Raw genomic sequence first — 23,723 nt, forward strand, 5'->3', positions numbered from 1 at the left:
ATCATTGACGTGGTGCAGCAACATGATTAAGCATTTGTTGTAACACCTGATCAACCTGCATGCCTTCAATGTCTAGCTCAGCAGACAAGTGCACGCGATGACGTAAGACATTTAACGCAGAGTGCTTGATGTCATCGGGTGTGACAAACGCATGACCATTGAGCAATGCACAGGCGCGCGCATAGCGAACTAAATCAATGGATGCGCGTGGCCCAGCTCCGCTGCTAAGGCCTGGCCATTGACGGGTCATGCGTACTAAGCTAACGGCATAATTTAGCACCTGATCGTCCACCGGTAAGGCGCTGGCAATCTGTTGTATGGCCAACACATCACGCGGCTGCAAGAGTACGCGCAAGGGTGTGCTGTCGAGCATGTCGGCTTGCGCCGAGCGTGTCACCGCACGCACTAAGCGTTGTTCTTCGTGCTCTTTAGGGTAATCAATGTGCAGCTTCACCATAAAGCGATCAAGCTCGGCCTCGGGTAATGGATAGGTGCCTTCTTGCTCAATCGGGTTTTGTGTGGCCAGCACCATAAAGGGCTGCGGTACCGCCAGCGAGCGGCCTTCAAGGGTGATGCTGCGCTCTTGCATCACTTCCAATAACGCCGCTTGCGTTTTAGCTGGCGCGCGGTTGATTTCGTCGGCGAGCAGCAAGTTAGTAAAGGCTGGGCCTCTGCGCAATTTAAATTGTTCACTTTGCAGGTCGTAGATGGCGTGCCCAGTGACATCGCTGGGCATTAAATCAGGGGTGAATTGAATGCGATTAAATTGGCCGCTAAAACATTGTGCAATAGCGCGCACTAACAGCGTTTTCCCCAGTCCAGGCACGCCTTCTATGAGGACATGGCCAGAAGCTATTAATGTACAGAGTACGCCGTCGACGATGGCCGTTTGGCCAATCAGCGCTTTCTCTAGTTCATCACGCACTGCTTGCAGTAAACGGCTGGCGCGCGCGCGTTGTTGCTCGGCTTTGTTTGCGTGTGGTTTTTCTGTGCTCTGGGCTGTTGGCGTGCTGAGAGGGGTTTCAGTCGCCGGGTTGCCAGCATCTGCAGGATCAGTATCACTCGGCACAGCAGGATTGGCTGCTACTTGATTGGCATTTAATTCTTGATCTGAAGGGCTTTGACTCATAGTGCATTCCTTAATTGTTGTAAGCGTGCCACCTGCTGGGTAAACGCCTGCGCAGAGAGTTTTTGCGCTGCAGGCGGGCGCATCGATTGTGAAATCAAAGTCATCGGCTGTCTGCTCAGCTGTTGTAAAATGCGCCATTGCTCAGCAACGGCAAGCTGGGTAAAGCTGGGAAAACGTCGCTGTGCACGTTGCTTGATATCCTTTTGTAAGGCCAGCAGAAGGCTGCGTTGGCCGTTGTAACGTAAGTTAAACTGCGCACCGGCTTGTAAATGTTCAGCCAGTTGGCGACGTGAGTGTTGTACGGTGCTGAGAATCGGTGCAAAGCGTGGTGCAGCCGACCATGCGCCAAGCAATAGCAAAACCAGCAACACAACACAGGCGATCGCATAGTACTGCCAGAGTAGCCTTAATAACCCTTGCTGTGCCGGTGGATTAAATAGGGTCACTTGCGTGTCTTGACTTAAATACCAAAGCAGCCATGCATGGTCATATTTGCCGATTTGATTGTGTTGCCACAGCTTAAAGTCATTGAGTACGGTAATCAGTCCTTGACCATGGCTCAGTTGCAATAAGTGTGTAGCGCCATGGCTGTTGGCCCAGGCATGAGCACGGTTGTCATTGTCCTGTAAATGGATCTGCGTATCTAAGGCTAAGTAGGCTGGTGATTGTTCGTTTTCAAGATACAAGCGCGTCAGATTGTCTTTGGGCTGTGTTGTCTTATTTTTTTGGATGTTTTCTGTGCTGGGCTCAGGAGGATCTAAGTTCGCTGCGTTTTGTTTTTTAATGCCTAAGTTGGCCAGTAAAGACGGCTCAGTGTTATTGAGTGGCTCATGCTGTGCCGAAACAATCAAATGCCCGCCTTGTGCTACCCAATGCAAAAGCATTGTTTGTTGCTGATTGATCAATGCTGCATCGCTGCTGAGCAGAATCAGCGTGTCTTGACCCGCATTTGGCGTCGGCAATCGCGCTAAGCTAGGGCGCCATAACACTGTGATACCTTGCTCAGCTAAAAAATAATCCATGGCTAAATAAGTGTTGCTGCGTGCTTCGGGGCTTGCACCCAACTTAATACGTTCTTCATAACGGGTTATTTTTTGACTGAGCCATACGCCTAAAGCAAGCAACAGGAGCCCTGCAATGATAAATAGAGCATAGCGCTTCATACAGTGCGTTCCTGCTGTTGCAGTTGCTGCCATTGTGCGCACAGATTGGCGAACTCGCTGTGTGGCAGTAAGCGCTGCCCCCAGGCTAGATTTTGCCAGTGTAAAGTCAGTTGCTGTGTATAGCGTTGCAGTGCTTCAGGTGATGTTTGAGTCAGCGCTACAACGTCGCCTTCAGTATGCGCGGCGGTTAATGGCAGTGCCTGTACTTCGACTAAGTGATGGAGTAAGCCGCGGTAGAGTAAGCTTAAAGCCGCACGCGGGTCACGGGTCCAGAGTGCTTGTGCTGTTACAACCACGTCATCGGGTAGGCTTGCAGCACTGATTTCAAGCCCCAGCAGTGTAGTTGGCGCTGCATGCTGGTGTTTTTTACGTGGTAACAGTTGCTGGCCGAATGTTTTAAGCCATTGCCGATAACGCCACACAATGACCGCGCTGAGCAGCAGAACAACAGCCCAGAGCAGGGCTTGTAAACCAAATGAGAGCTGCGTCAGTAGACCGTCTAGCCATGCTGGCGTGGAAAATGCGCTTGGTGTGCGCTGTGTTTGATTAACGTCACCAAAGCGCCAGTTTGTAACAGTTTTATAATTTTGAAAGGGTGGCTGATCGAGCAGGTTGGTGATGCTCTGTTGCGCTTGCTCGCTGCTGAGCATTTGTTTGAGCAGACGCGGCTCAGTAACGCCCAATTCATCGTAATGGTTGCTAGTGGCTTGCTGAACTTCGGCGAAAGCTGGCTGGCTGTAGGGTAGAGCGCACAATACTAGGATCACTACCAATGCGGCGCTGTTCTTGAGTCGTTGTGCTAAGGCACGAAAGACCAGTTCAATATCCCAGGCCTCTAGCTCTGTGCGGCGATTGAGGTACAGGGTAAAACCGCAGGCCACATAGATTGGCTGCCAAACAATTAAAACCAAAACATACAAAAAATTGCTTAGGTGTTCGGCCCATAACCATTGATGCTGAGTGATTTCAAGCAGCTTGGCCCAGCTCCAGTCTGTTTGCAATTGTGCGGGGATCAGTAAATACAATAAAGCAATTAAACCCAACCATAACGCCATTTCGATATGCAGGCCGATAATAGTTAGCCAGGTGGGTGCGCGGGTGTATTGACGGCCTAAGGTGACCAAGCGCTGCTGGCGCTCTGCACCGCCAATACCTTCTAATTGCTGCACCGGTAAGTCAAAGCTGCGCGTCATACTCAGCCTGCGCCAAGTTAAGCTGGCTAATAATTGTGGCTTCAGTAGCGCTGGCCATGCCTTAAGGCTTTGCTTAAAGCTCGGGGTATTATCAAACAGAGCATTGGACAAAATATACAAAGGCAAACGCTCAAAGGCGGGTTTAAGCCACCAAATGATCAGTACCGCTACCGATGGGTATTGCCAAAAAATTAGGGTTAAGATAAGAAACAGCGGCACGGTAATAACTGCCCAAGTCGCCATCAATAAACCGGCATGGCGTCGCGCAAGCACAATACCTAGATCCATCGCTTCCCATGGATTGCGTGAGCGTAGTACGGTTTGGGCTCTATTAAGCTGCATGGCGCGCCCGCCCTGAAGCAAATAGATAAAGGGCAACCAGTAACCACAAAGCGCTGCCCACGGCGATTTTTATCGGTACAGCAATGCTACTGTTTGATGACCAATAGGCTTCAATAAACGCAGCCAACAACAGGAACACAACAGCACCACCGACCAGCTTAATACTGACGCTGGCCGCCGCGCGCAGGGCTGCTGCTCGACGCCTCGGGCCTGGGGCAATCAGCGCAGCACCGAGTTTCAGCCCAGCAGCACCGGCAATCACAATGGCAGTGAGCTCGAAAGCACCATGGCCAATCACAAACGGCCAAAAGGTGTCGCTGTAGCCGATTCGGGTTAAGTGGCCGGCAATAGCACCAATATTTAAGCCGTTAAACAGTAAAAAGAAGGCGCTGCCTAGGCCAAAAACTAAGCCGCTGGCAAAGGTTTGAAAGGCAATGCCGATGTTGTTCATGATGTAAAAGCCAAACATCACCCAGTCATCTTGGTGATTACGCATACTCATTGGGCCAATCTGGCGCTGGGCTGGGTCATACATGTTTTCCATATTGGCCACTTGCGAGGGGCTGAGCAGGCTGTAAATTAAGTCCGGAAAGAGCCCAGTTAAAATAGCCATGAGTGCAAAGCTGCCAAAAAATAGCCCAGCAGAGAGCGCCACACAACGCCATTGCTGGCGCACCGTTGATGGAAAATCGATCACAATAAAAATCAATAGCTGCGCTAAAATTGGGCTTTTATGACGGTAAAATTGCTGGTGGCCTTGCAGTGCTAGCTGTTGCAGTTGCTCTAGTAATGGTGCGCTATAACCGCGTTGTTTGGCCAAAGCCAGATGCTGACAGATGCGCCGATAGTCTTGATTAAAGCCTGTGCTGTGCTCAGGTTGCGTTTTACCACTGTGCAGCGCCTGTACTTTTTCAGCAAATGCATCCCAAGAGGCTTGGTGCAGTTTTTCAAAGCGCGCTTGTTTCATACCTGTCCCACAATGCCGCGAGCGATACTGTGCAGCCGTGTTACCGCCTGCACTGGGGGGACCTGTAAGGCGGGGGCTATAATGGCGGCTAACTCTTCGCTTCGTTGTGTAGATAACCGTTGCTGGCGCTCGCTAAAACCTATAATTGCTTGCTGCTCGGCGAGTGTCAGGGGTATCGGTGCTGGGCAGGCGCTGACATCAGGCATCAGCAGACGCGTAGATGGGCGCCCTTGATAGACGACAAGGGTGCCGGCCGCTAAATCACCAAGCCTTTGAAAGTTGGCATTGCTTAAGATGCTGAGTATGCCAACGCAGTAAGCAAATGGTAACAAATCAACGACCCGCAGTAGGTTACGCGTCAGCGAGCCGGCCCAGCCAACCGGTGTGCCATCGCTGTGGATGACTTGTAGCCCCAGCAGCTGCTTGCCTGGTGTGCGGCCTTGATTAAATACTTCAAATAACACCATATACCACCACAGCAACATAAAGGCGGTGATTGAGGCCAAGCCTGAACCGAACTTACCTAAATACAGCCATGCTGCGCCAGTTAATGCTAATAAGGCCGCACGCAGGAGTAAATCGATGACAAAGGCTAAGACGCGCACAGGCAAGCCGGCCGGTCGCAGCGGCAGCTCAATGCCTTCAGGCGTTTCTAGATACATAAGTGTATCTAGGCGTGTGCGAGTGTCTGAGTGCTCTGGGTAAGATTGATTATTCAAAAGACTGTCAATATGTAAAGTTAAATGTAGCCGCAGTATAAGTGCGTCTAGGGAGCCTCTGAAAATCTCAGCTTATTATTGAGCTTTTCAGAAAATGACTCGAAAACTCAAAAAAACAGCTAAAAAAGGCCGTTTTCGAGGTAAAACCACCTCTTTTAGCCCTTAATTCGCCGTTTTGGCGGATTAAGGGCGCACTAACCCTAAGCCAGCAAGTATTTTCTGCTGATCATGAGGTTCGTTAGTCCTGCTAGCAGGCATAAACGGTTATGGTTTTTATCAAGCCCTTTGTAACGGACTTTGTTATAGCCAAATACGCACTTGATGTAGCGAAACGGATGCTCAACTTTAGCGCGTAGCTTGGCTTTCATTTTTTCAATTTCCTGCTCATTTTCGGTCATGGTTTTACGCTTACTGATTCGAGCACTGATCAGCCAGGCAAGATTTTTGCGCTCTTTGTTTTCCCTGCGTTTTTCAACACCTAGGTATCCAGCATCACCAAATACACGCTTTTCTTCGCCATGTAGAAGGCTTGCAGTCATGGTTACGTCGTGCACATTGGCAGCCGTACTTTCCACGCTATGAATCATACCTGTGACATCATCCACGCCGATATGCATCTTCATGCCAAAGTGCCATTGGTTGCCTTTCTTGCTGGAATGCATTTCTGGGTCGCGCTTGCGGCTTTGATTTTTCGTTGAGCTCGGTGCGGAAATAATGCTGGCATCCACAATGGTGCCTTCGCGAAACAGCAAGCCTTGATGCTGCAAGTGCTTGTTAATTTCCTTCAGAAATAGCTTGCCCAGCCCATGCTTTTCAAGGAAGTGACGGAAGTTTAAAATCGTTGTTTCATCAGGAATATTGTCTGACAAACGCAATCCTGCAAAGCGGCGTATTGATTCAATTTCATACAGCGAATCTTCCAGAGCAGGATCGCTAAGGTTGTAGAACAACTGCAAGCAATGCACACGCAGCATCACACTGAGCGGATAAGGGGGACGCCCCATTTCACCTTTTGGGTAATGCTTAGCGGCGCGATTCTCCAAGCGCTTCCAAGGAATAATGGCATCCATTTTTTCCAAGAAAATCTCACGACGCGTCTTACGCTTTTTGTTCTGGTACTCTGCTTCGGCAAAGGTCAGTTGGCTCATGATTCGGCTCACTGGGCAAAAAAAAGGTCGATGCGGCTATTATCGCAAAAAGTGGGGAGTTATTCAGAGGCTCCCTAGGTTAAATAAAAACGTACTGAGCAATATGGTATTGAATGACTATAGTGAAGCTTGAGTAACTGCAGGGTGCCATTGGCTCATGCAGTGCGTATGCTTTATCTAATAGATCAGGAACAGTAACCATTCAGCTGCAGCTCTGCAAGCAAGGTTGCGTAAAAGCGTGAGCTGTTGGGGTGTTTTTGATATTGACTGTGCAATAAGGAGCTCACTCAGTGACAGCAAGTATTTTTTGGTATGACTTTGAAACCACCGGCATTGCGCCGCACAGCGACCGGCCGATGCAGGTCGCAGGGATTCGCACCAATGAGCAGCTCGAAGAAATAGGCGAGCCGCTTAATATCTACTGTCAGCTGGCTGAGGATATTTTGCCGCACCCGATGGCCACTGTAGTCACCGGAATCGGGCCAGATATTTTACAGGCGCAAGGTTTGCTTGAAGTTGATTTTATTGAGCAACTGCAGCAGCAGATGATGGTGCCCAATACCTGCAGTGCTGGCTTTAACAACTTGCGTTTCGATGATGAAATGACCCGCGCTACCTTGTACCGCAACTTCTATGATCCGTATGCGCGAGAGTGGCAGGGTGGTAATAGTCGCTGGGATTTACTGGATGTGCTGCGTTGCACTTGGGCGTTACGTCCTGAAGGTATCAATTGGCCACAGCAAGACGGTCGCACCAGTTTTAAGTTAGAGAATTTTACCGCAGCCAATACTATTGCTCATGGCCAAGCCCATGATGCCCTAGCGGATGTACGGGCAACCATTGCTGCCGCACGTTTAGTGCGTGAACGACAGCCTAAGTTATTTAACTATTTATACGGTTTGCGGCGTAAAAATGCAGTGCTTGATCGCGTGCGTTTGATGCAGCCGATATTGCATGTTTCAGGTATGTTTTCCGTCGAGCGCTACTGTCTTGCGCCTGTATTACCGTTGGCATGGCATCCAAGCAATCGCAATGCATTGATTGTTTGTGATTTGCATGCAAATGTAACGCCGCTACTAGAAATGGATGCTGAAGCCATTAAAGCGCGCTTGTATAGGCGTCATGACGAGCTGGCTGATGGCGAGCTGCCGATACCATTGAAATTGGTTCACATCAATAAAAGCCCTGTGTTAGCTCCGCTCTCAGTGATGCGTGAAGAAGACACTCAGCGCTTGGCCTTTGATCATGCGCACTGGCAGGCGAATTATCAGGTGCTCCAAGAGCTCGGTGAGCAAGAATGGAAGAATAAACTCAATGCAGTTTATAGCGAACAGCGTGAGTTTGCTGAGCAAGACCCAGAACAACAGTTGTACAGTGGTTTTTTAGCGCCACGCGATCGGAAACTCTGTGATCAATTGCGTGGCGTGGCTCCAGAGCAATTAACACCTGAGCGTTGGCCGTTTGATGATCCACGTTTGCCTGAACTGTTGTTTCGCTATCGCGGCCGTAACTATCCACATACATTAAATAATACTGAGCTACAGCAGTGGCAGGCGTTTTGTCGAGCGCGGTTAAGTGGTGAGTTAGCAGGTGCGCCGCTTAATATAACTGATTATCTAAATGCCTATGCTCAGTTGCCGACAGAGCAGCAAACGCAGCCAGCGGTACGGGCTTGGTATGATTATGTGCAAACATTACGCCAACAGTATCAAGTGTAGAACTGCTCGTTCGCTTGGTTTATTAAGCGCAAACAAAAAATGCCCTGTTTGTGAAAACAGGGCATTTTATTAACTGAAAAACTCAGTTGAAGGGGTTAGCAGCGCTGTTATTTAGTCAATAATAGTAACCCAAGACTCAACAGTGTCGCCGCCCCATTTAGCTTTCCACTCTTTAAGCGTTTTGTGGTTGCCACCTTTGGTTTCAATCACATCACCTGTATGCGGGTTATCGTAACGCTTGGTTTTGCGTGGGCTGCGTGTACGAGTAGGTGCTTTACCTGCAGTGTCGCGCGCTGCCTGAGGGTCAATAATTAAAGTGATGTCGCGCAGTGATTTGTTGTATTCAGCCATCAGTGCACGTAGCTTTTCTTCAAACTCTAGTTCTTTTTGCAGCTTGGTATCTTGCGAGAGACTCGCAAGGCGTGTTTCTAATTCTTTAATGCGTTCTTTTGTTTCGCGAAATTCATTAATCAATGACATTTGGAAAATCCTATTTGAATGAGAGTATTAATAAATTAAGGATTGTTGAGCGTGTCCATGTCACTAGTCAGCCAGTGAAACTCTATAAATCTCCAGTGCCTCAAATAGTATGTAAAGCTATTTTGAGACCCCTTAATATGGAAAGAATGATAAACCTATGCTCACAGTATGTAAAGAATAGTAAGTGTAAACAGATGTGAGTGTGAATATGCGCACAAGTATACTTACTGGTTTGATTTTAGTTGACCACTACAAGAAGCGAGATTTTGAATATTAGAAGGCTTTTATTTTTTAATATAAGCTTTTTATATAAAATAATTAGGACAATGGATATAACTGTTAATTGTGCGCAGCTCGCTGGCTTTTGGTTAAACAGCGTACTTGAGCACATATATTTTGTGCTTGCATGCAAGGATGCATTGCTTTGCTGACGTAAGCGCTGCGGGGCGGTAGAATGCGGCATATTCTTTTACCAAGAAATCTTTATTTGTTTGGAGTTTTGCATGCACACGTTTCGCCTTATTATTGCTTGCCCGGATCGCGTGGGTATTGTTGCCAAGGTCAGTAATTTTTTAGCGACATATAATGGCTGGATTCATCAGGCAAGTCATCACGCTGATGAGCAGAGCGGCTGGTTTTTTATGCGTCATGAAATTCGTGCTGCATCTTTACCCTTTGATTTGGACGGTTTTAAACAGGCCTTCACACCGATTGCAAATGAGTTTTCGATGACGTGGCAAGTGACCGATTCAAACGTTAAAAAACGTGTGGTTTTGATGGCCAGTCGTGAATCACATTGCTTAGCTGACTTGCTGCATCGCTGGCACCGTAACGAACTGGATTGTGAGATTCCTTGTGTGATTGCGAACCATGATGATTTACGCAGTATGGTCGAGTGGCATGGTATTCCGTTTTATCACGTGCCAGTTGACCCAAAAGATAAAGAGCCAGCGTTTGCTGAAGTCAGCCGCTTAATTGATGAGCATGAGGCGGATTGCGTGGTGTTGGCGCGTTATATGCAAATTTTGCCGCCAGAGTTGTGTGAGAAGTACCACGGTCGAGTGATCAATATTCACCACAGTTTTTTACCTTCATTTGTTGGCGCTAAGCCCTACCATCAAGCCGCTTTGCGCGGTGTGAAACTGATTGGTGCAACCTGTCACTATGTGACTCAAGAGTTGGATGCGGGGCCGATTATCGAGCAGGATGTGGTGCGAGTCAGCCATCGCGATAGCATTGAAGATATGGTGCGTAACGGTAAAGATGTAGAGAAAATGGCTTTGGCGCGCGGCTTGCGCTACCACTTAGAGGACCGTGTTTTGATTCATGATAATAAAACCGTTGTTTTTGATTAATTAGAGCACGTTGTAACGCTCGTATATAACGGGATGTGTAGTTGTAAACGTTCAAAAGCAGGATTCGGGGAGGGTTTATGAGTGGCGATGATGAACAGCAGCCAATCCTGCAAGCAACGGTGCAGCCGTTAGCGAGAGTAGGTGAGGGCTGCTTAAGCCGTTTTGATCCCGACGCGCTAAATGATCAGCAAGGCGCTGATTTTTCTGCTGCTGAACAATTTCGCCAGCAATTGCTTGTTGAGCATAATCCTGTGCTGAGTAAGTCATAACTTCAATGATGTAGTTTCTGTGCATAACGCAGCGTGCAAGTGTTGTTATCCCCTTAACACGCCTTCCTGGCGTGATGCGGGCGCTGCGCCATCCCTGGCTTCGCTTGCCACAACACCCACACACTGCTACTGATCATCGGTATGGTTTTCAAGTCTGTCGTATGGCTCTTTTGAAGCAAAAGCATTGAGCATGATCTGTGCATGTTGCAGCGTGCAGGTGTTGTTCTTCCCTTAACACGCCATCCTGGCGTGATGCGGGCGCTACGCCATCCCTGGCTTCGCTCGCCACAACACCCGCACACTGCTACTGATCATCGGTATGGTTTTCAAGTCTGTAGTATGGCTCTTTTGAAGCAAGAGCATTGAGCATGATCTGTGCATGTTGCAGCGTGCAGGTGTTGTTCTTCCCTTAACACGCCTTCCTGGCGTGATGCGGGCGCTGCGCCATCCTTGGCTTCGCTTGTCACAACACCCACACACTGCTACTGATCATCGGTATGGTTTTCAAGTGTGTAGCATGGCTCTTTTGAAGCAGAGTGTCGTGCTAATAGAGAGTGTGTTTGCCCATTTTTAGTATTGTGAATGGCGAAAGTGAAACAACAATTCACACAGTTGATTTAAACGTTTGCAGAAACAGACGAGTCTTATATCAATCGTGCTAACAACGCCTTTGATCAACGAGTACTTCGGGGTTGGTGTGACAAGCGAGCCAGGGATGGTGAGCGCCGGAGTTGAACCCAGGATGGGTTCATCGACGGATAAACACCAATTCCGAAGTACGATATGCCACACATGAGTTGTTAAAAACTAACGGAAAAACACCTACCCCGGGGCACGTTATGCTACGCACACACTATTAAAAGCTAACGAACAAACACCTACCTGAAGTACGGTATGCCACACATGAGTTGTTAAAAACTAACGGAAAAACACCCATCCCGAAGTACGGCATACACCGCATCCTCCAACAACACCGCACAGTAACTACTTAATTCAGCATTTTTTTGATCGCCTGCTCTTCGTTAATTAGCGTCTGTTGGCGGGCATCAATGCGGGCAGCGCGGGGGAAATTATTGCTGGCGCGGCGTCTAGCGTAGTCAAGCTGTTCAATGGCTTGCGTGTAGTCACCCACCCTTGAGAAAAACTCGGCGCGCGCTTCATGTAAACCAATAATATCATTGGCTAAACCACGTATTTCAGCCACTTCAAACCAAATATCTGGATCATTAGGGCGCTGTTTAAGCAGCTGGTTAATGGTTTTTTCAGCGCCAGCGATGTCTTTTTGTTTGAGTTGGACTTCATATTTTGCACTAAGCAATGGAAAGTTAGTGGGGTGGCGCTGCAATAGTTTATCGACGCGGGCATTGGCTTGCTTGAATTGACTGCGGCTGATTTCTAAATCAACTGCAGCTAAATTGTAAATAATGCTGTCAGGTTTTTTTGTCAGTAATTGATCTAGGTGAGTTTGCGCCTCATCCAGTTGGCTGCTGCGAGTTAAGGCTAAAACCAGCCCGTAGCGCGCAGGGTCAAGCTTTGGGTCTTGCTCAAGTTGGTTACGAAAACGCTTGAGTGCTAAGCCAGAGGTGCCTTCAAAGGTGAGCTGCAAACGCGCACGAATCAGCTGGTAATACAGGCTATCAAGGATGCCTTCGCCATTGACATATTGTTCAGCGCGGTTGCGAGTATCGGCGATCCGTGATTCAGAAACGGGGTGTGTCAGTAAAAATTCTGGCGGCATACTATCGAAACGGTATTGACGCATCAGGCGCTCAAATAAAGTTGGCATGGCGCGCGGGTCGAAACCTGCCTTGTGTAAATTCAGTAAGCCAATGCGGTCAGCTTCTTGTTCGTTCTGTCTAGAGAAACGACGCTGCTCTTGAATGGCTGCTGCTTGGGTTGACAGAATGGCTGCCATACCAACGTCGCCGCCACCGGCTGCTGCTGCAATCACACCGGCAAGCATGGCAGCCATAAAGGGCACTTGCATACGCTTTTGTGCTTCAAGGCCGCGTGCATAGTGGCGTTGTGATAAGTGGGCCAACTCATGCGCTATAACTGAAGCGTATTCAGCTTCTGTTTGTGCATGTAATAAAAGGCCGCCGTTAACACCGATAATACCGCCAGGAGCGGCAAATGCGTTGAGTTCTGGACTGGCTAAAATAATAAACTCAAGGCGACGATCGGTCAGCTGGCTGCTTTCTGCAATGCGGTACACACTGCTTTCAACATAATCTTTGAGCAGAGGATCTTCAAGCTGGCGTACTTGCCCGCGTAAGATACTCAGCCAGGCTCGGCCTAACTGATGCTCCTGCTCAGGGGAAATAATGGACGAGCTGGAGTCACCCAAAGAGGGTAAATTAAAAGCGAAAGTGGGTTGAGCAATAACGCAGGCCAGTACCAATAGAGCAGGACGGAAGAACCTCATAGCACTCTCTTTGCAGAATAATTATTGGTATACGCTACAATGCGCGCGGTAAGGGGGCAAGGGGGGCGCAAATCATTAACAGCCTAATTTAGACCTTGCTTGAGACTTAATGTTCGATACAAAGGTGGTGTTTTTAAATGAGTGAACTAACCCAGCAGCATGATGTAGAGCTAGATGCCTGTCATTTAGCTTGTCCAATGCCTCTATTAAAAGCAAAGTTGGCACTCAATAGCATGCCAGTTGGCGCTGTTTTAAAGGTGTTAGCGACAGATGCTGGCTCGCAGCGTGACTTTCGCTCGTTTGCACAGCTTGCTGGGCATAGCCTGCTGCACGAAACTGTTGAGCAGGCTGTGTTTACCTATTGGCTGCGTAAGGAATGTTAATTGCTGGTGTTAAGCGTCTGTGCAGCCTCGAGTACTTCAGCGGCGTGACCAGCAACTTTAACTTTACGCCACTCGTGACGTAATACGCCTTTGCTATCAATTAAGAAGGTGCTGCGTTCAATGCCAAAGTGCTTCTTGCCGAAGGTGTTTTTCTCTTTGATCACATCGAACTGCTTGCACAGTGTTTCTTCGGTATCGCTGATCAGCTCAAAGGGAAAACTGTGTTTGGCTTTAAAATTTTCATGGGTGCGCATGCTGTCGCGTGAAACGCCGAATACAACAGTATTTGCTGCAGCAAACTGATCATGCAGGTCTCTAAAATCTTGGCTTTCAGTGGTGCAGCCTGGGGTGTTGTCCTTTGGGTAAAAATACAGCAGCACTTGCTGCCCAGCTAAATCAGTTAACTGCACTTTGGTCTCGCTGGTGGCAGTGGCAGTAAAGTTATTCACCGGTTGATTAAGCATGGTGGCTCCTGAGCATTAAAGAATGAGAGTTAAGGTGTTTGTGGGCGCCAAGGCTCGATCAATGCATCGAGGTTGAGTGAATCAGCAAAGTCTAGAAACTGATCGCGCAGCCAGTTGATTTGCGTACTGGCCAGTAAAGTGACAGTAATAGTGGCGTTGAGCATGGTGGTGTCTGTTTGCGGCGCTTGATAGGTATCGTAGGTGATGTTTTCTAAGCCAATCTGGTGATCAGCAAAAAACTGACACAGCTCCGCGAGAATATCGGGACGATACAATGCACTGACATAAACAATATAAGGTAATGCTTGCGCACGCGCTGCATCATCTTCACTGCGGGTGTGGGTCAGTTGCAGATCATGGCGTTTAGCCAACACCGGTAAACTGCCTTCAAGGCGTGCTAAAGCATCCCAAGTGCCGCCAGCTTGAACAATAAGTACGCTGTACTGACCGTGACGGGTTAAGCGGCTACTGATCATAGAGCAGCGGTTTTCTTGACAGGCACGGCAAATAACGTTGGTCAGCTCAAGCGGGTCGCGACCTGTTGCGCTGATTAGGACGTATTGTTCGCGTAAAGGTTGTACAGACATTCAGTATTCCTGAAACAGGGTTTGAGCGTGGTTTACGCTTCTAAGCGCACTAGAGTAACGAAAAGAGGTGGCAAGTGGAATGGTGAAAGACGCGAGCAATGCTTGTGCAAGCTGAAGGGCATCAGTAATATTGCTCAACAATTATATTTAGGCAGGAGCGGTTGCATGATTTCGGGCAGTATGGTCGCAATAGTAACGCCCATGGATGCGCAAGGCGCACTTGATTGGCAAGCATTAACTCGGCTGGTGGATTTTCACATACAAGAAGGTACCGACGCTTTAGTCGTTGTCGGTACAACGGGTGAGTCAGCAACATTAAATGTTAAAGAGCACGTTGAGGTTATCAAGCGTGTGGTGGACCAGGTCAAGGGTCGTATCCCGGTGATTGCTGGAACTGGAGCTAACTGCACGCGCGAAGCTGTTGAGTTGACAGCTAATGCGAAGAGTGTGGGGGCAGATGCCTGTCTATTGGTTACACCCTATTACAATAAACCGACCCAAGAAGGCTTGTATCAGCACTTTAAACATATTGCTGAGGCCGTTGCGATCCCGCAAATTCTGTATAACGTACCGGGACGTACAGTCTGCGATATGTTGGCTGATACGGTGGTGCGTTTATCTGCAGTACCCAATATTGTTGGTATCAAAGAAGCCACCGGCAATATCGCGCGCGCTAAAGATATTATTGCCCGTGTACCCAGTGATTTTTATGTGTACTCAGGTGATGATGCAACGGCCTATGAGCTGATGCTGGCCGGCGGCAAGGGTAATATTTCTGTGACCGCTAATATTGCGCCACGTGCGATGCATGATTTATGCAAAACAGCGATGGCTGGCGATGCCGTTACAGCTAAAGCGATGAATGATAAGTTGATGCCCCTGCATGTAAATTTATTTTTAGAAGCCAATCCGATCCCCGTGAAATGGGCGCTGTACGAGATGGGCTTGATCCAAGAAGGTATACGCTTACCGTTGACAGTGTTCAGCGAGCAGTACCATGACACTTTACGCCAGGCCATGCGTCAGTCCGGCATTCTGAACTAATCTGAGGTTTTAAAACGCATGAAGCGATTTGCTGGAATATGTGTGTTAGCGGTTACTGCAAGCAGTTTGACAGGTTGTGGTTGGTTAATAGGTAAAGATGGTTACTTCCGCGACCGCGGCGGTGATTATCTTGAAGCGCGTCCCACACCGGCAATGCAGCTGCCTGAAGGTGTGCAAGCGAAGCCGCTTGACCCGCTGCTGCCCATACCGCACCGCATCGCTTCTGCTGCGCCGACTGCTGAATATACTGTTCCGCGCCCGCAACCATTACCGGCCAGCGCCTTTATTGGTGAATTCAGTGTGCAAAAAAGCGGCCCACTGAGCTGGGTTGTTGCGCAGCGTATTCCTGCTCAGGTGTGGCCCGCCGCACAGCAGTTTTTTGAGCAAAACGGTTTTAAAATTGCGAACGAGCGCCCGCACTTAGGCGAGTTCACTACTGAGTGGCAAGCGCTGAGCGAGTTAAATGCCGGTTTAGTACGCCAAGTCTGGGGCAGTGCAGCGAGCGACCTGCAAACGCGTTTTCGCGTACGCATTGAGCCTGGCGTGCAGCGCAACAGCAGTGAAGTCTTTATTGATCAAGCGCAGCGCAGTAGCACAAGCGCAGAGGATACAGCCTGGAGTGCTAGTACAACGACTGCAGCATCCGCTGGCGAATTGCTCAGCGAGCTCAACAATTACTTAGCGCAGAGCAATGAAAAAGGTGATTCATTTTCCTTGTTAGCCAGCAAAACCTACGACACGCCAAAACGTGTTGTTGTGCTTGATAGTGGTAATGGCGTTAAAGTTTTACGTCTAGATGCAACCTTTGACCGTGCCTGGTCGAGCATCGGTCGCGCTTTAAGCGCAGCTGATATTCGTGTTGATGACATTAACCGCAGTACCGGTTTGTACTACATTGATTTAGCGCAGCGTGCGCAAAAAGAAGAACCAGGTTTCTTTAAGCGTGTGTTCAGCTCGAAAAAGCCCAAGCCAGAAACAGTCAGTGCCGAACGTTATATTTTACGTCTGACAACCATCCGACAGCAGGTGTTTGTCAGTGTCGAGCGCGACCTCGATACCTTGGCGCCTGCCGATGTGACAGAGCGTATTTTAGAGCAAGTGCGTAGCCACTTAGAATAAAGCATTGCCCCTCAATAACGCAGCAGGCGAAACTTAGATTTCGCCTGCTGCGTTTCTAACCATAGGATTTTTGCAATGAGCAAGCAGCCTCAACTGAGCCTAAAAAAACTGTACTCAGGCAAAGTGCGTGATCTGTATGAAATTGATGCGCAGCGCATGCTGATGGTCGCCAGTGATCGCCTGTCTGCATTCGATGTGATTTTAGAGCAGCCCATTCCAGACAAAGGCAAGATTCTCACCGAGATTTCTAACTTTTGGTTTAACAAACTTGAGCACATTATCCCCAATCATTTCACCGGTGATCAGGTCAGCGATGTGGTCAGCGCGCAAGAACTGCCGCTGGTTGCAGGTCGAGCAGTGGTGGCTAAGCGCCTCAAACCTGTTGCTGTAGAAGCCATTGTGCGCGGCTATTTAGCTGGCTCAGGTTGGAAAGAGTATCAGCGCAGCGGAACTGTTTGCGGTATTCAACTGCCGGCCGGCTTACAAGAAGCGCAGAAGCTACCCGAGCCTATTTTCACTCCGTCAACCAAAGCTGAAGTGGGTGATCATGATGAAAATATCAGTTTTGCTCAATGCGTCGAGATAATAGGCGAAGAGCTAGCTAATCAGGTACGTGATGCGTCATTGGCGTTGTATCGAGCGGCGGTTGAGTACGCCGCCACGCGCGGCATCATTATTGCCGATACCAAGTTTGAATTTGGTTTGGACAGTGACGGCACGTTAACCTTGATGGATGAAGTGTTAACGCCAGATTCCAGTCGTTTTTGGCCAGCAGACAGCTATCAAGTGGGCAGCAATCCGCCGAGTTTTGATAAACAATTCGTGCGTGACTGGCTAGAAAACAGCGGTTGGAACAAAGAGCCGCCAGCACCGGCAATACCCGATGATGTGGCGCAAAAAACTGCGGATAAATATCGCGAAGCATTGCAGCGTTTAACCCAATAATTCAGTTATGCGCCAATAGCTTAACGTGTTTTAAGTTGCTCTTTATTTGTTGAAAAGGTTGCTCCATGTCGGCTTCATTTGTTCATTTGCGTGTGCACAGCGAGTTTTCATTGGTGGATGGCTTAGTGCGCATCAAACCTTTGATTAAAGCAGTCGGTGATGCAGGCATGCCGGCTGTGGCGGTGACCGATCAAAGCAATATGAGCTCGCTGATTAAGTTTTATACCAGCGCACAAAAAGGTGGTGTAAAGCCTATTTGTGGTGCTGATATTTGGCTGGCCAGTGCGCAGGAAGACGGCCCACTGACGCGTATGACGCTATTGGTGATGACGCCTAAAGGCTACCGCAACCTGACAGAGCTCATCTCCCTAGGGTTTACCCAAGGGCAGCACAATGGCTTAGCCATTATTAAGCGCGATTGGGTGAAGCAGGCCGCTGAAGGCTTGATTGCCTTATCTGGCGCGAAAGAAGGCGAAATAGGCTTAGCGCTGCTAGCCGGTGAAGTAACCAAAGCCGAGCAGCTTGTTGCTGAGTGGCAGGCAGTTTTTACAAACCGTTTTTATTTAGAGCTGCAGCGTACTGCGCGCCCCAATGATGAAGAACATGTGCATGCAGCTGTTACTTTAGCAGCGCGAACGGGTGTGCCGGTGGTGGCCACCAATGATGTGCGCTTTTTAAAGCAAGATGACTTTTCTGCACACGAAACCCGGGTGTGTATTGGTGAGGGGCGCGTGCTGGATGATCCGCGTAGGCCGCGCACCTATTCCGATCAGCAGTATCTAAAAACACCAGAAGAAATGGCGGAGCTGTTTGCTGATATTCCAGAAGCGCTGCGCAATAGTGTAGAGATCGCCAAACGCTGCAACATTGAAGTGCAATTGGGGACGCACTTTTTGCCTGATTTCCCTGTGCCCGAAGGCATGACCATTGCTGATTATCTGCGCCACGTGTCTTTTGAAGGGTTGGAAGAGCGTTTATCGGTAACCTTACCCAAAGACACGCCAGACTACGCAGCGCAGCGCCAAGTGTACGATGACCGTTTAAACTTTGAGTTGGATATTATTATCCAAATGGGTTTTCCAGGTTACTTTTTGATTGTTATGGATTTTATCCACTGGGCGAAAAACAATGGAGTACCGGTGGGGCCGGGGCGGGGTTCGGGTGCTGGTAGTTTGGTCGCCTATGTGTTGCACATTACCAACCTTGATCCTTTGCAGTATGACTTGCTGTTCGAGCGTTTTCTAAACCCTGAACGGGTTTCCATGCCTGACTTTGACGTCGACTTCTGTATGGACGGCCGTGATCGGGTGATTGAGTATGTGGCCAACATGTATGGCCGTGAAGCAGTTAGTCAAATTATTACCTTCGGTACCATGGCGGCTAAAGCAGTGGTACGCGACGTCGCGCGAGTGCAGGGCAAGGCTTATGGTTTGGCCGATCGTTTGTCGAAAATGATTCCCTTTGAAGTGGGCATGACTCTTGGTAAAGCCTTTGAGGCTGAAGAAGCGCTGCGTGATTTCTTAGCCGTTGATGAAGAAGCTGCTGAAATCTGGGAGATGGCGCTTAAGCTGGAAGGGATTACGCGTGGTACCGGTAAGCACGCCGGCGGTGTTGTTATTGCGCCGACTAAACTGACTGACTTCTCACCGATTTCCTGTGATGAAGAAGGCGGCGGCTTAGTAACCCAGTACGACAAGGATGATGTTGAGTCGGCTGGACTGGTTAAGTTTGACTTCTTGGGGCTGCGCACCTTAACCATTATTAAATGGGCGCTGGAAAACATTAATCGCGACCGCGCCAAACAGGATGAGCCACCGCTGGATATCGACTTTATCCCGCTGGATGACAAAGCAACCTATCAAATGCTGCAGCGTGCGGAAACCACAGCGGTGTTCCAGCTTGAGTCGCGCGGCATGAAAGAGCTGATTAAAAAGCTCAAACCAGACTGCCTTGAAGACCTTATTGCATTGGTGGCCTTGTTTCGGCCTGGGCCTTTGCAGTCGGGCATGGTTGATGACTTTATCAATCGTAAGCATGGCCGTGCTGAATTAGCTTATCCGCACACTGATTACCAATATGACGGTTTAGTGCCTGTTCTGCAGCCGACCTACGGCATTATTTTGTACCAAGAACAGGTTATGCAAATTGCCCAAGTAATGGCCGGCTACTCATTAGGTGAAGCAGATATGCTGCGCCGCGCCATGGGTAAAAAACAGCCGGAAGAAATGGCTAAACAGCGTGGTGGCTTTATTGAAGGCTGTAAAGCTAACAATATTGACGCCGACCTTGCCGGTAATATTTTTGATCTGGTTGAGAAATTTGCTGGCTATGGTTTTAACAAATCTCACTCGGCTGCTTATGGCTTGGTGTCCTACCAAACGGCTTGGCTTAAGCAGCATTATCCACCGCAATTTATGGCGGCCGTGCTCTCGGCAGATATGGATAACACCGATAAGGTGGTGATACTGGTTGAAGAATGCCGCAATATGAAACTGCGCATTATGGCGCCAGATGTTAATCAGTCCGAATATAAATTTACCGTAAACGATGAGGGCCATGTGGTGTATGGCTTGGGTGCGATTAAAGGTGTGGGTGAAGGGCCTGTTGAAGCCATTGTCAGTGCCCGTGGTGATCAGCCATTTACTGATTTGTTTGATTTCTGTGCGCGTATGGATCTTAAGCGAATCAATAAACGCACCCTTGATGCGCTAGTGCGCAGTGGTGCGCTCGATCGCATGGGGCCGTATTTTTCTGATCAGATTGATAAATACCACGCCAATATTGATCGAAACCGCGCAGTGCTGTTAGCGGCAATGGAAGAGGCAATTCAAACCGCTGATCAAGCCGCACGCAATCGTGACAGCGGACATATGGATTTATTTGGCGACATCTTCGCTAGTGAAGAGATCGATTTGTATGCGCAGTACCATGCTGCGCGCGAGTTGACGCTTAAAGAGCGTTTAAAGGGCGAAAAAGACACCTTAGGCTTGTACTTGACCGGACATCCGATTGATGAGTATGAAGGCGAAGTACGGCGTTTCGCACGTCAGCGCATCATTGACTTAAGGCCCTCGCGTGATACTCAGACGGTGGCTGGCTTAATTATCAATTTACGAGTTATGCGCAATAAGAAAGGCGATAAAATGGGGTTCATTACCCTAGATGACCGTTCGGCGCGTATTGAAGCGTCACTGTTTGCCGAAGCTTTTAATCAGGCGCAAGCGCTGCTACAGACAGATGCTTTGGTTGTGGTAGAGGGTGAGGTCAGCCATGATGATTTTTCTGGTGGCTTACGCTTGCGCGCGAAACGGGTGATGAGTCTCGAAGAAGCACGCACCAGTCTGGCGCAAAGTTTACGCTTGAATCTGTCTGTGACAGACTTAAGTCGGGACAGCCTAACACAACTAAAAGCATTACTATTGCAGTATAAAGGTGCATGTCCGTTGACAGTAAACTATAACGGGCAAACAGCTAAAGCGCTGTTAGAGTTTTCCCCAGAGTGGAAAGTTGAGCCGACTGACGACCTGATTCAGGCATTACGTGACTTGCTGGGTCGTGATAACGTCTTTTTGCACTACCGTTAGCATCAGTGCGCCAATGCGGCGTCGAGTCGAGCAGACTCTGCTATACAACAGATTTGGTGGTTTGCGCACAGAGTATCGTGCAAATCTTAAACATTGCAGCACGGCCTAACCGCCGTAACAGAAAAAATGGATGCCCCTGATGAACCCTAGTTTTTTGGATTTTGAACAGCCCATTGCCGATCTTCAGGCGAAAATTGAAGAGTTACGTCTGGTAGGTAATGACAATGATTTAAATATTGGCGATGAAGTTGCGCGCCTACAAGAAAAAAGTAATGCGCAAACCAAAAGTATTTTTGCCAATCTAAACAGTTGGCAAATAGCGCGTATGGCACGCCATCCACAGCGCCCTTATACGCTAGACTACATTGAACATTTGTTTACCGAGTTTGAAGAGTTGCATGGTGATCGTCATTTCTCTGATGATGCGGCGATCGTTGGTGGTATTGCCCGCTTTAATGACAAGCCAGTGATGGTGATTGGTCATCAAAAAGGCCGTGAAGTACGTGAGAAAGTACGCCGTAACTTCGGTATGCCGCGCCCTGAAGGCTACCGCAAAGCCTGTCGTTTAATGGAATTGGCTGAGCGTTTTAAAATGCCGATTCTTACTTTTATTGATACGCCAGGTGCGTACCCCGGCATTGATGCTGAAGAACGTGGACAAAGTGAAGCCATCGCTTGGAACCTGCGTGTTATGTCGCGCTTGAAAACGCCGATTATCTCAACTGTGATTGGTGAGGGTGGTTCTGGTGGTGCCTTGGCCATTGGTGTTTGTGACCGTTTAAATATGCTGCAATACTCAACCTATGCGGTAATTTCACCGGAAGGCTGTGCTTCAATTTTGTGGAAAACATCTGATAAAGCTGCGGAAGCCGCGGAAGCTATGGGTATCACCGCAGAACGCTTACAAGGTTTGAAAATTGTTGATCAGGTGATTGCCGAGCCGCTGGGTGGTGCGCACCGTGATGTGCAGACTACAGCTGAATCGATCCGTGAGGCATTGGCGGTGCAACTGGATGAATTGTTGTCGTTGGATACCGATGAATTGTTAGCGCGTCGCTATGAAAAGCTAATGGGCTTTGGTATCGCTTAATTGCCAAGGCGGCACACTATGGCGTGTCCTAGGTTTACTTCTGGGTGCGCCTTACAGCCTGTCACACAAGGCTGTCTCCTATGCTAGAGCTTGAAAAAATCGTACTTAATGCAGTGCAGCCATGGTCTCATGCGCAGCGCTTTTGTGTCGCTTTTTCCGGCGGCATGGATTCGACAGTGCTGCTTTATACCTTAACGCAATTGGCTCAGCAGCACGCTTTGCCCGCGCTGCGGGCAATTTATATCCATCATGGTTTACAAGAGGCGGCTCAGTCTTGGCCTGAGCATTGTCAGCAAGTCTGTGATGCGCTGCAGGTGCCGCTTAGCATTGTGCGCGTCAGCGTGGCACCGGTAGCCAGTGTCGAACAGGCGGCACGTGAGGCGCGCTATGCGGCTTTTGCCCAGCATCTGCAGGCCGATGAAGTGCTGATGATGGCGCAGCATCAAGATGATCAAGCTGAAACCTTGCTGTTTCGCTTAATGCGCGGCACCGGTGTTGCAGGCTTGCGTGGTATCCCCGTGGCGCGGCCTTTAGCGCAGGGGCATGTACTGCGACCGCTGTTGACTATCAGTCAGCAACAGTTGTTGCAGTATGCCAAACAGCATCAGCTGGTTTGGATTGAAGACCCGACTAATGTCACCGATAGTTTTGACCGTAATTATCTACGCCGCCAAGTGATACCTGCATTGAAATCGCGTTGGCCAACGATGCAGCACAGCTTGCAGCGTACCGCAGAGCATATGCATGAAGCGCAGCAGTTACTGGATGATTTGGCCTATGAAGATCTGCAGCGTGTGCAGGGTGACTCTGGCTTAGATTGGTTGATCTTGCCGTGCCTGAATTTAGAGAAATTGCGAGAATTAACCTTAGTTCGGCAAAAGAACCTCTTACGTTACTGGCTTGCACCTTTCACCTTATTGCCAGATGCCGCGCATTGGGCCGGTTGGGAATCCTTGCGTGACGCACAGACGGATGCGCAGCCGCTTTGGCGTTTACACAGTGGGGCGCTGGTGCGCAGTCAAAATCAGATCTACTGGCTGGCTGAATTTTGGCTGCAGCCACCCCCTGACTTAAATTTAACTGTAAATTGTGCTGGGTGTTATCCGCTGCCTGATAATGGTGTTTTACTGATCAGTGGTGATGTCAGCGTGCCATTGCAGGTTCGCTATCGACAAGGTGGGGAGCGCTTTTTTATAGTGGATCGAGGTCATAGAGATCTGAAGCGGCTCCTGCAAGAGCAGGCTATTCCGCAATTTATACGTGCACGCTTACCCTTGTTGTTTGTTGCCGAGCAACCCGTTGCTTTGGCCAATGTGCCGGCCTTGAATCATCCGGACATAAAGCATTTGCGCGTAACATGGCAAGTTCCTGCAGCAGTCGAGCATCAATTAGCCCATGAAATTTAGCTTGATACGGCGTGCGATGTTAACGCAGGTCGAATTGCACGACAAAATATGCTTTTTAGTGTTTTCTTGGTTTGAGTCATAAACAGCTTTCGCGTAGACTGTTCTCCCGTCTATTAGTTGATTAGTGCAGGTGCTTGATTGCTCCTGTAGTGCTTGATTTTAATTGTAAATTTTCAAGTACAGTTTTCAATGC

At 48.9% G+C, this 23,723-nt stretch carries 22 protein-coding genes; 12 read left to right on the plus strand and 10 right to left on the minus strand.

What is annotated here, in order from left to right; all coding sequences use genetic code 11:
* Position 1 precedes the first annotated feature (1 nt).
* The 6 genes from FXF61_RS04430 to FXF61_RS04455 all read right to left on the minus strand — a co-directional run bounded on the left by FXF61_RS04430 (position 2) and on the right by FXF61_RS04455 (position 6,661).
* Positions 2 to 1,129: a MoxR family ATPase gene (locus FXF61_RS04430; protein WP_151184120.1), complete on the minus strand. Its 1,128-nt coding sequence runs from the start codon at positions 1,127 to 1,129 to the stop codon at positions 2 to 4.
* Positions 1,126 to 2,292 carry a DUF4350 domain-containing protein gene (locus tag FXF61_RS04435; protein WP_151184121.1) on the minus strand — a complete coding sequence of 389 codons (1,167 nt, stop codon included), beginning with the start codon at positions 2,290 to 2,292 and terminating at the stop codon, positions 1,126 to 1,128. The genes FXF61_RS04430 and FXF61_RS04435 overlap by 4 nt, the downstream gene beginning before the upstream one ends.
* Complete coding sequence (locus tag FXF61_RS04440) at positions 2,289 to 3,827, minus strand: DUF4129 domain-containing protein (RefSeq protein WP_151184122.1); 1,539 nt, start codon at positions 3,825 to 3,827, stop codon at positions 2,289 to 2,291. The genes FXF61_RS04435 and FXF61_RS04440 overlap by 4 nt, the downstream gene beginning before the upstream one ends.
* A complete protein-coding gene (locus tag FXF61_RS04445; protein ID WP_151184123.1) occupies positions 3,817 to 4,794 on the minus strand; it encodes a stage II sporulation protein M in 978 nt (325 codons plus the stop codon). Before FXF61_RS04445 ends, FXF61_RS04440 begins: the two co-directional genes overlap by 11 nt.
* Positions 4,791 to 5,456 (minus strand): RDD family protein, encoded by a 666-nt coding sequence (locus FXF61_RS04450; protein ID WP_151186008.1) that lies wholly within the window; start codon positions 5,454 to 5,456, stop codon positions 4,791 to 4,793. Before FXF61_RS04450 ends, FXF61_RS04445 begins: the two co-directional genes overlap by 4 nt.
* A 257-nt stretch (positions 5,457 to 5,713) precedes the next feature.
* On the minus strand, positions 5,714 to 6,661 hold the full coding sequence (locus FXF61_RS04455) for an IS5 family transposase (RefSeq protein WP_151183349.1): 948 nt from the start codon (positions 6,659 to 6,661) through the stop codon (positions 5,714 to 5,716).
* Between the two features lie 290 nt (positions 6,662 to 6,951).
* On the opposite strand from FXF61_RS04455, the gene sbcB reads away from it, so the two are divergent.
* Positions 6,952 to 8,379, plus strand: coding sequence for an exodeoxyribonuclease I (gene sbcB / locus FXF61_RS04460; RefSeq protein WP_151184124.1), 1,428 nt, complete (start codon positions 6,952 to 6,954; stop codon positions 8,377 to 8,379).
* Positions 8,380 to 8,490: 111 nt separating this feature from the next.
* Here sbcB and mvaT read toward each other — a convergent pair whose 3' ends face one another.
* A complete protein-coding gene (gene mvaT / locus FXF61_RS04465) occupies positions 8,491 to 8,859 on the minus strand; it encodes a histone-like nucleoid-structuring protein MvaT (protein WP_151184125.1) in 369 nt (122 codons plus the stop codon).
* A 503-nt stretch (positions 8,860 to 9,362) separates the two neighbouring features.
* Between mvaT and purU the strand changes: the two genes are divergently transcribed.
* The 4 genes from purU to FXF61_RS04480 all read left to right on the plus strand — a co-directional run bounded on the left by purU (position 9,363) and on the right by FXF61_RS04480 (position 11,057).
* Complete coding sequence (gene purU, locus FXF61_RS04470; protein WP_151184126.1) at positions 9,363 to 10,214, plus strand: formyltetrahydrofolate deformylase; 852 nt, start codon at positions 9,363 to 9,365, stop codon at positions 10,212 to 10,214.
* Positions 10,215 to 10,291: 77 nt separating this feature from the next.
* Positions 10,292 to 10,483, plus strand: coding sequence for a hypothetical protein (locus FXF61_RS04475; RefSeq protein ID WP_151184127.1), 192 nt, complete (start codon positions 10,292 to 10,294; stop codon positions 10,481 to 10,483).
* Between the two features lie 201 nt (positions 10,484 to 10,684).
* The gene (locus FXF61_RS14865) at positions 10,685 to 10,849 is read left to right on the plus strand and encodes a hypothetical protein (protein WP_178087264.1); all 165 of its coding nucleotides are present in this window, start codon (positions 10,685 to 10,687) and stop codon (positions 10,847 to 10,849) included.
* 13 nt (positions 10,850 to 10,862) lie between these two features.
* The gene (locus FXF61_RS04480; protein ID WP_151184128.1) at positions 10,863 to 11,057 is read left to right on the plus strand and encodes a hypothetical protein; all 195 of its coding nucleotides are present in this window, start codon (positions 10,863 to 10,865) and stop codon (positions 11,055 to 11,057) included.
* 414 nt (positions 11,058 to 11,471) lie between these two features.
* On the opposite strand, the gene FXF61_RS04485 is transcribed toward FXF61_RS04480, so the two are convergent.
* Positions 11,472 to 12,908, minus strand: coding sequence for a M48 family metalloprotease (locus FXF61_RS04485; protein ID WP_151184129.1), 1,437 nt, complete (start codon positions 12,906 to 12,908; stop codon positions 11,472 to 11,474).
* A 137-nt stretch (positions 12,909 to 13,045) separates the two neighbouring features.
* Between FXF61_RS04485 and FXF61_RS04490 the strand changes: the two genes are divergently transcribed.
* A complete protein-coding gene (locus FXF61_RS04490) occupies positions 13,046 to 13,291 on the plus strand; it encodes a sulfurtransferase TusA family protein (protein ID WP_151184130.1) in 246 nt (81 codons plus the stop codon).
* Here FXF61_RS04490 and FXF61_RS04495 read toward each other — a convergent pair.
* Entirely contained in the window at positions 13,288 to 13,755 is a 468-nt protein-coding gene (locus FXF61_RS04495; protein WP_151184131.1) for a peroxiredoxin, read from the minus strand. The genes FXF61_RS04490 and FXF61_RS04495 overlap by 4 nt on opposite strands.
* Before the next feature lie 29 nt (positions 13,756 to 13,784).
* Entirely contained in the window at positions 13,785 to 14,342 is a 558-nt protein-coding gene (locus FXF61_RS04500; RefSeq protein WP_151184132.1) for a glycine cleavage system protein R, read from the minus strand.
* A gap of 165 nt (positions 14,343 to 14,507) precedes the next feature.
* Between FXF61_RS04500 and dapA the strand changes: the two genes are divergently transcribed.
* The 6 genes from dapA to tilS all read left to right on the plus strand — a co-directional run bounded on the left by dapA (position 14,508) and on the right by tilS (position 23,530).
* Positions 14,508 to 15,386 (plus strand): 4-hydroxy-tetrahydrodipicolinate synthase, encoded by an 879-nt coding sequence (gene dapA, locus FXF61_RS04505; protein WP_151184133.1) that lies wholly within the window; start codon positions 14,508 to 14,510, stop codon positions 15,384 to 15,386.
* Between the two features lie 18 nt (positions 15,387 to 15,404).
* The gene (bamC, locus tag FXF61_RS04510; protein WP_151184134.1) at positions 15,405 to 16,505 is read left to right on the plus strand and encodes an outer membrane protein assembly factor BamC; all 1,101 of its coding nucleotides are present in this window, start codon (positions 15,405 to 15,407) and stop codon (positions 16,503 to 16,505) included.
* Positions 16,506 to 16,580: 75 nt separating this feature from the next.
* Positions 16,581 to 17,450: a phosphoribosylaminoimidazolesuccinocarboxamide synthase gene (locus FXF61_RS04515; RefSeq protein WP_151184135.1), complete on the plus strand. Its 870-nt coding sequence runs from the start codon at positions 16,581 to 16,583 to the stop codon at positions 17,448 to 17,450.
* 65 nt (positions 17,451 to 17,515) lie between these two features.
* Positions 17,516 to 21,034 (plus strand): DNA polymerase III subunit alpha, encoded by a 3,519-nt coding sequence (gene dnaE / locus FXF61_RS04520; RefSeq protein ID WP_151184136.1) that lies wholly within the window; start codon positions 17,516 to 17,518, stop codon positions 21,032 to 21,034.
* A 139-nt stretch (positions 21,035 to 21,173) separates the two neighbouring features.
* The gene (gene accA / locus FXF61_RS04525) at positions 21,174 to 22,124 is read left to right on the plus strand and encodes an acetyl-CoA carboxylase carboxyl transferase subunit alpha (RefSeq protein ID WP_151184137.1); all 951 of its coding nucleotides are present in this window, start codon (positions 21,174 to 21,176) and stop codon (positions 22,122 to 22,124) included.
* Between the two features lie 80 nt (positions 22,125 to 22,204).
* Positions 22,205 to 23,530: a tRNA lysidine(34) synthetase TilS gene (gene tilS, locus FXF61_RS04530; RefSeq protein WP_151184138.1), complete on the plus strand. Its 1,326-nt coding sequence runs from the start codon at positions 22,205 to 22,207 to the stop codon at positions 23,528 to 23,530.
* The last annotated feature ends 193 nt before the right edge of the window (positions 23,531 to 23,723 follow it).

The sequence above is a fragment of the Pseudomonas sp. C27(2019) genome, assembly GCF_008807395.1.
GTDB lineage: Bacteria > Pseudomonadota > Gammaproteobacteria > Pseudomonadales > Pseudomonadaceae > Denitrificimonas.